Source organism: Nostoc sp. WHI (assembly GCF_015714725.1).
Taxonomy (GTDB): Bacteria; Cyanobacteriota; Cyanobacteriia; order Cyanobacteriales; family Nostocaceae; genus Nostoc.
On sequence record NZ_WBKM01000215.1, the window covers coordinates 21900 to 32055 of the forward strand.

The 10156-nt window shown below is 40.1% G+C and carries 8 protein-coding genes and 1 pseudogene; 1 reads left to right on the forward strand and 8 read right to left on the reverse strand.

The genetic code is table 11. The features are described 5' to 3' along the window. Window positions 1–108: 108 nt before the first annotated feature. Entirely contained in the window at window positions 109–1722 is a 1614-nt protein-coding gene (locus F8S12_RS21425) for a serine hydrolase domain-containing protein (RefSeq protein ID WP_196518242.1), read from the reverse strand. A gap of 55 nt (window positions 1723–1777) precedes the next feature. Between F8S12_RS21425 and F8S12_RS21430 the strand changes: the two genes are divergently transcribed. Continuing rightward, window positions 1778–2008: a hypothetical protein gene (locus tag F8S12_RS21430; RefSeq protein ID WP_196518244.1), complete on the forward strand. Its 231-nt coding sequence runs from the start codon at window positions 1778–1780 to the stop codon at window positions 2006–2008. Between the two features lie 240 nt (window positions 2009–2248). Here the strand turns inward: F8S12_RS21430 and F8S12_RS21435 are convergent, their stop codons facing one another. The 7 genes and pseudogenes from F8S12_RS21435 to F8S12_RS21465 form a co-directional block, all read right to left on the reverse strand. Beyond that, complete coding sequence (locus tag F8S12_RS21435) at window positions 2249–2647, reverse strand: hypothetical protein (RefSeq protein ID WP_196518246.1); 399 nt, start codon at window positions 2645–2647, stop codon at window positions 2249–2251. After that, window positions 2640–3404, reverse strand: coding sequence for a ParA family protein (locus F8S12_RS21440; protein ID WP_190884200.1), 765 nt, complete (start codon window positions 3402–3404; stop codon window positions 2640–2642). The genes F8S12_RS21435 and F8S12_RS21440 overlap by 8 nt, the downstream gene beginning before the upstream one ends. A 237-nt stretch (window positions 3405–3641) precedes the next feature. Next, complete coding sequence (locus F8S12_RS21445; RefSeq protein ID WP_196518248.1) at window positions 3642–6656, reverse strand: AAA family ATPase; 3015 nt, start codon at window positions 6654–6656, stop codon at window positions 3642–3644. After that, on the reverse strand, window positions 6643–7824 hold the full coding sequence (locus tag F8S12_RS42025) for an exonuclease SbcCD subunit D (RefSeq protein WP_196518250.1): 1182 nt from the start codon (window positions 7822–7824) through the stop codon (window positions 6643–6645). The genes F8S12_RS21445 and F8S12_RS42025 overlap by 14 nt, the downstream gene beginning before the upstream one ends. A gap of 8 nt (window positions 7825–7832) precedes the next feature. Then, entirely contained in the window at window positions 7833–9599 is a 1767-nt protein-coding gene (locus F8S12_RS21455) for an ATP-binding protein (RefSeq protein WP_196518252.1), read from the reverse strand. Further along, window positions 9596–9841, reverse strand: a complete 246-nt coding sequence (locus F8S12_RS21460; protein WP_230968176.1) for a hypothetical protein — start codon at window positions 9839–9841, stop codon at window positions 9596–9598. Before F8S12_RS21460 ends, F8S12_RS21455 begins: the two co-directional genes overlap by 4 nt. Window positions 9842–9889: 48 nt before the next feature. Further along, a pseudogene (locus F8S12_RS21465) lies at window positions 9890–10156 on the reverse strand (NF041680 family putative transposase); the annotation flags it as partial.

Consider the following 10156-nt stretch of genomic DNA (forward strand, 5'->3'; position numbering starts at 1 on the left):
AATGATATCTCATAGATAGCCCAAGAGAGCAGGCATTATCGCGTCTCGTGCGTTATCCCAGTAGATACAATCTGTTTTAACCGCAACGAGATTGTTGGGCGCGTCTTCTTATTTCACAAATTGAATGTTTCTGACACCTCCATATCCTGCCCTCATATTGAATCCAGCAACTTGATGAAAGTCATCACGGACAAACTGCAAAGTGATGTCCGTACCTTCCAGTAAATCTTTGTTAATTGGCTTGAGGGTTTCTCGAAGAGAATTTCTTCGATTTAGCAGCAACTCTCCGTCTTCTATACTGATTCTGTAGGTGACATCTAACTCTTTGCAATAATACTCTCCTGTAAAATCCATCCACTGTTCAGAATCAGGAGGAGCAAAGTCTAGCCGTTGGAAAACGTCGCGTGTTTTGCCATCCACACAAACGTAAAGATGGGAGGGTTCATCTAAACCTGACTCTTCAAATTCAACATCGGCATTATAAGGAATATCTATGATGACAAAATGACTTGAACTCACAGGAGCAAGTGTAAAGCTCATTCCAGCAAATTCCACGCTTAATTTCCCATCCTTGACCAATAACTCCCAAACGGTTCCTGTTTTTGGGTTTTGATAAAAGCCAGTATTTCTCTCTAAATCAACCGATGGAATTTCTATTATTTGGGTTTGGCGGCTTACAGATTCTATGCTTTGCTCAGTAAAGTCATCAACTAAGTAGATATCTGCGACTTTTCTGGCAAGTTCTGGCGGTTCAGCGCTGCCCAAATTTGACAAGCAAATTACAGAGAATCTCTGTTTGGGGAATCGAAGCATCTGTGATCTGTAACCCATCCATCCACCACTGTGGCTGATGGTTTCTAATCCTCGGTAATGCCCTATAACTAAACCAAAGGCATAATCTATCCCTTCGCCGCTATTCAATCTTCCAGGTGTAATGATTTCTTCGATCAGGTCTTGCCCATATCCTCCTAATTTGTTTTGGTAAAAATTCTCATCCCAGATACATAGATCCTCAACTGTGGTATAGATACCACCGTCACCCACGACATCAAGAATAGACATATCAATCCGAAAGCTACCTTCGTCCCTCACAGAGTAGCCAATCGCTCTATTCCTGACAATCCTTGTGAAATCATCGTGAAAGTGAGTTGTCTTCATCCCAAGCGGACTGAAAATATGCTTATCAGCAAAAACCGCAAGAGATTCTCCGGAGACACGTTTTACAATTTCTGCCAAAAGAAAATATCCTGAGTTGCTGTACAAATGCTCCTCTCCTGGCTTGAAGTTCAATTCTTTTTGACGAGCTATTAAACCAATGATTTCGTTCTCAGGATACTCATTCTCACATCGCATTCCTGCCAACCCCATGAGGGTTAGGTAATCACGAATGCCGCTTGTGTGGTGAATCAGATGCCGCACAGTAATGGGATACTCATATCTGGGTATCTCTGAAATGTAGATTTGGATCTCGTCATCTAAAGAAAGTTCCCCCTTTCTTGCAAGTAAAGCAATGCACATCGCTGTAAACTGCTTGGACGTTGAGGCAATATCAAAGACCGAATTTGGAGAAATCGTTACGTTGTGTTCTAAGTCAGCGATACCATAGCCGCGCTTATAGACAGTCTTACCATCTTTGATGATGGCTAAAGCAAAACCAGGAGAGCCTGGTTTATCCCATTCAGAAAATAATTCATCGACTTTATTTGGTGATGGGAGTGTCATTATTGAAAGCTTGAAAGATTACTTATTTACTTATTATTGTACGAAGCTCCCAACTATGCAAAATCAAGCACTCCATGCTGTTTTATTTCTCTACAAAAAGGTATTAAAAAAAGATTTAGATTTAAGGGTAGATGCGGTACGTGCAAAGAAATCTAAATATTTACCAACTGTTCTTACAAAAGATGAAGTTTTATTAATAGACAGGCTGATACCGCCTTGCAACCGAGTAGTACCAATACTCTGCACCAATCAACTGAGGGTAAACAGCCGCTCACGGGTGCTGTAGAAAAGCGAGGAGCTAAGATGCTTGCTGGGTAACGCTTTCAGCCTTAGCGTACAATTTTCCAGTTTTGGCACGGTGATGCCTATAAAGAATAACCTGCAACGGCGGCGATGGCTCTAATATAGGTGATGCTAAATTGTTCTTTTTGTTGGTTAATATCCATTAAATTAGAAATTACAAGTCAAGCTAATGCCAACAGCATCGATTGTTACTCAAAGCTTGATGGCAATTCATAAGAATGCGCTAAGAGAACTTTTGCATCATCGACTTCGCCCGTCGCATATTTGCTACTTGTTGCCTGTAATCATTCTTCGTTATCGCTTCAGATAACACTGCACTGAGAAATTCTGGATTTGCCTCACAATACTCAAACATGGCTTCAATCAGAACCTCTCTACAAATGCCGTTCTCCCGACACACCTCTTGTAGGCGTGAGCTTACTCCCTGCTCCAACCGCAGCGTACTCTGCTTTGTTTGCAACGGCTGTTTAGATATAGTAGCCTGATTTTCGGAATTATTAGGTATCTGAGGTTCTTGGTTTCTAGATATCGAGGTATCTGGACTTCCAGAATCTAGCGAAGTATCTCGACTTTTGACAGAAGGACGGCTTCGCTGCTTCAATCGCTCTAGTGCATCACTCATGAGTTAACGCCTCAATAATTTGCTCAAATGGATATTGCAGGTCGGATTGCCCCAGGTCTGACAACAGCTTGCCTTGTCGGATTGCACTCTTAAACTTCTCCGACTCGCGGATACTCGGCAAAATTGGGATGTCGAGAGCAAACTCTCGCATCGCTTCAATATTTTGCCTGCCTTCTAGGGTTTGGGTATTTCCTACCCAGCGATCTCGAAAAGGAACTATCCCTAATACTCTCCCTGTAAATGCCATTAAGTTGGCTTGTTCTGTTAAGAAGCTCAGGGTATCAATTAAGCTGTTGGTTCCCTTAACGTTAGCTTCGACGGGGATGATGACATAATCAGACGTTCCCACCGCTGTTAGGCATAGTTGGGAGCGCGATGGTTGTACGTCAATCAGGACATAATCAAAGATATTGGCTACAGATTTGAGGCGTAGTTTAAGGATAAATGCTCCTGTACCACTGCTACTGAGGAAATCTGAAACCTTAAACAGTCCCCTATCTGCTGGGATAAGAAATAGATTTTCATGGGTGGTAGGGTAAATACCATCTTCTGTTGTCACTTGCCCTGTTAGTACTTCAAATAAGCTGGGCTGGTTTGGGTCTACCTCGTGATTTAAATAAAAAGTCAGATTTGCTTGTGGATCTGCGTCGATAGTCAATACTCGTAAGCCAAGTCGTGCTAGTAGCAGTGAGGTAAAGAATATAGTGGTTGTTTTTCCCTGTCCACCGGAGAGGGAGATGCAGGAGCAGGTTCGCATGGGTTAAACCCCCAATTCGATATAGCAGACCATACAGATATTAACTCTAACTGTCTAGATATTTAGATATCAAACTAAAAAGATACCCAGATATCAAGATACCTATAAGTCGAGATATCTTGAATTGTGTATATCAAGGTGTCTTGGTGGCTTTAAGTACCGAAGACTAGCAAGGTAGTTTTGGACAGGAGAAGCGATCTCATAACGTAGATTTTTACCGATGCTTGAAACTGAAGTTTACGCCATAATAATTCGAGAGCCTTCTGGAAATTTTTCTACTTTGATTTGCGTTCCTAACTCTTCTCCCAAGGCGGGAACGTGAGTGATCACGCCAACTAATTTTTCTTGCTGACCCAAAGATTGTAGGATACTTGAGACACTTTGCAGAGTTTCAGCATCTAATGTTCCAAATCCCTCATCTATAAACAGACTACCTAATTTAGCTCCTCTAGACAACTTTTCTGAAAGTGCCAAAGCTAGGGATAAAGAAGTAGCAAAGGTTTCACCACCGGATAGGGTTTGGACTCGTCTTGTTTCACCACAACTCCAGTTATCTTCTACTCTATATTCTTTATTTTCATATTTCAATGCATATCGCTGTTCTGTAAGTTCCAGCAAAAAGACTGTTGCTTGTTCTACTAGTTCACGCTCAAAATGCTGGAGAATATAGTCTTGAAAGCGATCCGATTTCAACTCTTTGGACAAAATTTGATATATTTCTAGCTCTTGTTGTTTGGTAGATAGTTGTGCTTGCAATTTCTCTACTTGTTCTCGCTGTTCCTCAGCTTTAGCAATCAAAAGTTTTAAATCGTTGTATTCATCTTGTGCTTGTTTATATTGTTCTCCAGCATCAGCAACAGATTTTTCATACTGGGCAATTATTTCTGCGTTTGTAGTTCTGTCACCAATTGCGTCAGTTTCTCGATTAATATTAGTTTCTAACTGAATTTTATTAGTGTTGTAATCATCAATTTTATGCTGCCATTGTTTTTGCAGTTCTGGGGGTACTTTAGATTGCTGAAATATTTGCTCTGTAAAGTTTGCGGATAGTAAACTAGTATGCCATTCAGCTTCTAGACGTTCCTTTTCAGCAGAAGCTGAATCAAAGTCTTCTTTTGCCTTTACATCACTTTGTTGAGCTTGCCGAAATTCATCACGAGCAGTTTGATAGCACTGATTTTCATGCTGAATGCGATGCTTTAAATCTCGTTTATCTTCTTCTAGTTTTTGGAATAAATTCTCATAAGAATCACTACCAGTAAGCTGGGAAATTGTATCTAATATTTCCTGAGTTTGTGTTGTTTTGTGGTTTATTTCAGTTGTTAGGTCTTGATGTTGAGTTTGCGTATCTAACAACTTAGTTTTAACAAAATTCAAATTGAGTTCACTAGCTTTAATTTCCGCCTCTGCTTTTTCTTTAAGTATTAAAAAGTTCTGATAATTAGTATTACTTTTATGTAGTGATTGGCGTTCTTGTTCAAGTGCCTTAACTTCCCATTTATCTGTATTTAATATGACAACAATTTGTTCTGTCTCTGCTTCAAGTTCAGCTTCTTTTTCTGCTAATATTTTTTGATACTCAGTTTGTTGTTTCTTCAGATGTTCTCTTGTGGTTTCAGCTTGGGTTTTTGCTTCAGTAGATTTTTGGCGATTTTGTTCAGCAGCGCGATCACGTTTTTCTAGTGTTTTGATATCGCCTGAAGATTCTAGTTGTGGTAATAAGTGGGCTTCTGGATAAATTCCACCGCATACTAGACAATCATCACCCGTATGCAGCAATGCACGTAAAGCCGCAGCATAATTTTTTTGTCTAGCAGTATCTAATGCAACACGAGATTGATTGCATTCTGCTTCAGATTTTTGGAAGTTTAAAATAACAGATTGATAATTAAACTCAGCAGTGTCTAACTCTTGAGTAATTTGTTGTAACTTCGTGCGATCGCTTTCAACTTGCTTTTGGATTTCTTGCCATTTAATTAGTAGTGGTGTCACTTGATTAAGTTGCTCTAATCTTGTACCACCAGGAGAAGATTGAGACAGTTCATTATTAGCTCTCGTCAATATCTGAATTTTTTGATTTAATTCAGCTTCAGCCTTTTTTACAGCTTTATCAGCCTCAGTTATTAGCTGATTTTTTTCTATTAATATTTTTTCTAAGCGTTTTACTTCTTCCTGAATTTTACGATGCTGTTCTTCATAGATTTTGGCAGCATTAAGAGCTTCTTCTCGCTGTTTTAGTTGCGGTGTAATTTCAGCTTCATAGGCTTGTGTTTTCTGAAAGTTATCTTCTTGAATTTTAAAAGCTGATTCTTTCTCAACCAAAGCTTTAGCAGCAATCTCAACATCAGATCGAGTCTTGTCATATCGATGACGAGCCGAATTGACTGATGTCCAAGTGGCAGATAAGCGATCGCCAACTCGTGCTTGTTCTAATTGCTGTTTTAATTCACTTATTTTTGGAGTTTCTTTATTTAATTCTTCAAGTTGCTGTTGCCAATTTGCTAAATCTCTCAGACGTTGCAATAATCCTTTTTCGGCAGCTAAAGCTGTTTGGGTCTTGATAACTGTTTCATGTAATCTGGGTAGTTCTTCTGCTAGAAACTGAGAGCGATCGCGCCGTTGAGAATTCAGTTCTATATCTAATGATAAATCTAGATTTTTTAGCTGTTCTTGAATTGCGTTATATTCACCTTTAATAATATTAGCTCGTGTCCCAGCCTGCGAACACATATTTTCAAAAATTCTTTCATATCCAACCAAACTGCTTAAAATCTTCCGTCTATCAGTACTTTTACCTTTGAGAAACTCATCAAATTGTCCTTGAGGAAGCAGAATAACTTTAGTAAAAGTTTCAAAATTCATCCCTAAAACTTTCTCAATAATGGCGTTAATCTCTGCTTCTTTTTGTTCTCCAAAAGGTTGAAAATCACCATTTATCTGCTTTTCTAATTTAAAAGTTACTTGGGGTGTTTTAGTACGATATGACCATGAGCGAAAGACTAGATATTCAGTTTGATTTACCAAAAATCGTAATGATACCTGTAATTTTAAACTTCCCTGACTCAACAATTCTTTGGGTTGAGTTTTTCTTGCTACTTTCCCATATAGTGCCAAAGTCATCGCATCAAGCAAAGATGATTTACCGGCACCAGTTGGGCCAGTAATAGCAAATAATTCCAGTTTCTCAAAATTAATCTTTGCCTGATTCCTAAAACTGGTAAAACCTTCTAAAGTTAGCTCAAGTGGTCGCATCTTGGGTTTCCTTGATTTCTTGATATAGTTCTTTAAACTTTGCTACAACGGCGGGAGCAGGTGTTGTGTTTAATTCCTCTTGGAAGTAGCGCTTAAATTCTTCCACTGGATCAAACTCTTCTTGTTTTACAGATTTTTCCCGCCTTGATTCCGCTTCTGGATAACGTGGCTCAATTTGCAGCACTTGATCACTACAAATTTTGCGAATTTTGTCAGCTAATCCTATTTGAGGTGTTTGCAAGTTGATAATTACCTTCAAATAACCAGAATAATCACGGAGAGGTTCTAGCTTTTCTTCGTAATCACTCAATTCACATTCGAGTATCTGCAAAGGTTTTTGACAGGGGATAGATATAAACTCCGGTTTTTTTGCAGGAGAACCTGGTTCAACATCAATGAGATAAAATCCTTTTTCTTCCTCAGCTTCGCCAAAGTCCACTTGAATCAAAGAACCGGAATAATAAGTAGGAGCCGCAACGGGAATTTGTTGGGGTTTATGGATGTGTCCGAGAGCAATATACTGAGCTTCAGCAGGTAGGCTTTGTCCAGCCAAGGCATAGGTTTCTTTGGTGTGATGAGGGGCTTCGGAATTGGCTAATTTAGCACCATCAACAGTGAGGTGAGCCATGAGGATATTCACACTATCATCTTGAAAACCAGTGGCTAAGTTGTTGAGCAAATAGCCTACCCTTTCTCTGTAGTGGTTTATTTGCTGTAACTCGTCCATTGTCCACAGATTTTCAACTGTCAATAGTCGCCGTTCTGAAGCAAAAGGCATAGCAGCTACACGCAGTTTGCCGTTAGGCGTTTCTATGCTAATTAAACCTCCTTGGTTGACGCGACGAGGTTTCCCTAAAATCTGCACGCCAGCTAAAGACAAGAGATTAGCTATTCCATCAAAGCGGGAAGCAGAATCATGATTACCTGCGATCGCTATTGCCGGAATTTTGGCATTTCGCAACCCCTCAAAAAACTGATACGCAACTCGTTCAGCATCAGATGCAGGATTAGGAGTTTCAAAAATATCGCCTGCGATTAAGACGGCATCAACTTCTAATTCTTTGGCTTGTCGTAAAAGTTCATTCAGAGTAAATTCAATTTCTGGGGTACGATCCTTGCCTTTGAGGTGACGCCCCAAATGCCAGTCAGATGTATGAATTAAACGCACAATTCCTCCTAAAAACGGTCAATATCAGCTTCGATGCTGGTAATTTCTGCTTGGCTCAAAAATACTTCTTCTTTGCGAGTGGCGTAGGCGGGGAAGGGGAAGTTAACTAAAATTGGCGCGGGGACTTCTGGCTGATGCACAAACATCGTGCCTGATTTAAGAAACAAAGCTCGTTTGCGACACGAACCTGTCAAAAAATTGTATTCTGGACGTTCTGCTTCGGCTGAATCTAACCTACCCACAACACGGATAGCTGCTTGTCCAACAACGCGCCGTTCGACTTCTGAGGCGGTTTGCTGTGCGCCAATTAAAATAATTCCTAGCGATCGCCCCCGTTCTGCAATGTCTACCAGCAAATCTTTAATCGGGCTACGTCCATCACGGGGTGCATATTTGTTTAACTCATCCAGAACGATAAAAACAACGGGTTCTCTTCCCTGTTTTTCTTTTTGAAAAAATAGCTTTTGTAGTAAAACACCCACAACAAATTTTTGAGCGCGGGCACTGAGTTTGTGGATATCAGTTACAGTTAGTTGAGCATCTGAAGCTATTGGGTCGAGTTGGTATTTAGCAACTTCATCTGGTGATAAATCCCCGCGAATTAAATGGTTAACTTCACTACTGATACCATACAAACGCCGAATCATTGCTTCAGCCGTAGCTGGAACATTTCGCCCTAACCAACGCCTGTTTTCTTCTCTATCTTCATCATTGAGAAGTTTGTCTTCTAAAAAGTCAATTAAATCTCTAAAGGTTTTAATTTGTGTTTTGCCTTCTTCCCCAAACGCTTCTACTTGTAAATAAGCTTGCGGTTTGCGCCGACTCTGGCGATCGCTTTGGTCATTTTCCTCTGCTAGCCTTGCTAATCTTTCTTCTACTGTCGTCACTAAGTAGGATAAATTTCCTCGGTCTAAATCCTCACCAGTGAATAAAAAGCGAAACAGGCGATCGCGGCACAATTCCCGAATACTCCACAAATAAACTGATATCCCCTCAGAACGCTGTTCTAAATCAGAATCAATCGTCAGTGAATCTCTTTTTGGCGTAGCCCGAAAACTTGCACTTTTAAAAGGTTGTACTGGCAAGTTCATCAATTCATATTTATTTTTATCCTTTTGGTTTTCTAAATTGCCATAACTTTGATTGAGTTTATCTAAAAAGAATAAATCCTCACCTTTAACATTGAAAATTAGCGCTTTAGTATTAGCTTTATAAGAACCTAAAACCGGAGAATTGAAAATAGAATATAGCAAAAACAAAGCATAGGATGTTTTAGTAGCAACTCCCGAAACCCCAGAGATATTTACATGAGCGCCTTTCTCACCATTGATAAATGAGTAGTTAAAATATGCGGAATTGCCGTTATTCATAATACCAGATGGAATTGGGGTATCCATGCTGTCAAAATACAAAGCTGATGCCAACTGCTTACCGACAGCGAGGTGAACTGGATCGCCTGGTTGTGGGGGTAAATATTCTTCTGGCTCAATTCTTGTGACTTGAACGTGAGCAGTGTAAGAAATATTTATTGGTAAAATACCTTCTTTAGCAACTAAGAAAGTGTCAGTATCAAATTGCGCTCCTTCGTATTGAGTACGAACATAATCCACCACACCGTAAAAACGCACAATTCCCCCACCGTCTGGACGTTGAGTTTGCACTTCTACAACATCATCTAGCCGTAAAACTTTTTTGGCATCCACTGCTATCCAAAATTCCAAAGGGGTAGCTTCTTTAGTACCTAATACATAACCAATTGGTTCAGAAGATGTCATTTATTACCTCCAAATGATGCCAGAAAGCATTGCAGTCGGCGCTTAATTAGTATTGCATTGCCCATTCTTCTGCCTAATTCCCGTTCCAAAGCACTAACAGGTGCAAGGTTTTGTGGTGCGCGGGGATCTCGTGATGGATGGGAAGCATAATAGGGAATTAAATAGCAAGTTTGATTAGCTATTTCTTTAGCTGTTTCTATGTCACTGGAGTTTAGACTAAGCCATGCAAAAAGACTCAGCAAGGCTGAGTTAATTAGAGACTTAGCAAGCCCTATGAATAATCTTGAGTATTAAACCGCAACTGATGGTTCTTTACGTGGTGGTGTTACTGTTTTTTTAACAATTGGGCATCGGTTTTTACGGTGACGCTTTTTTCCTGGTTCCCAACCAGGGGACTTTCCTCGAGGTTTGGGTGCTCTTGTCGGAGTACCAATCACCGCGAAAACTCCTCCCATAGCTTGGGCAACTCTTCCAGGGGTCAAATTACCCTGAGATTTCTGCCAAGGTAGAGGATTGTCAGCAACGATATCACGGGCTAACCACAACTCCCAAGTCAT